At 61.3% G+C, this 271-nt stretch carries 1 protein-coding gene; it reads right to left on the bottom strand.

The genetic code is table 11. The features are described 5' to 3' along the window. Positions 1-271, bottom strand: a 271-nt coding sequence (locus tag NLU14_RS21860; RefSeq protein WP_275710574.1) for a homogentisate 1,2-dioxygenase, incomplete at both ends; no start/stop codon positions are given.

Here is a 271-nt window from a genome sequence, read left to right as displayed (position 1 = left end):
CACCACCAGCATCTCTCCGTCGGCATTGAAGAAATGATCGTCCACCATGGATGTGTTGGCGACATAGACATGAGCCGCCATGCCGCTCTGTCCGAGGGCATCCCCCGCCGTCGTCATGGTGCGGATGCCCGCGATGAAATCGGTCGACTCCTTCGGCATCGGCGTCGGGTTCCAGCGGTACTGGCCGAGCGCCAGTTCATGGTCGCCGACATTGGGGGCGGTCTTCCAGAACGGATAGCTTAGTCCCTTGAAACGGCCGGTGTGCTTGACG

The organism is Marinobacter iranensis (assembly GCF_029207565.1).
Taxonomy (GTDB): Bacteria; Pseudomonadota; Gammaproteobacteria; order Pseudomonadales; family Oleiphilaceae; genus Marinobacter; species Marinobacter iranensis.
The sequence above is the reverse complement of the archived record's forward strand: the minus strand, read 5'-3'. Positions and strand labels throughout refer to the sequence as shown.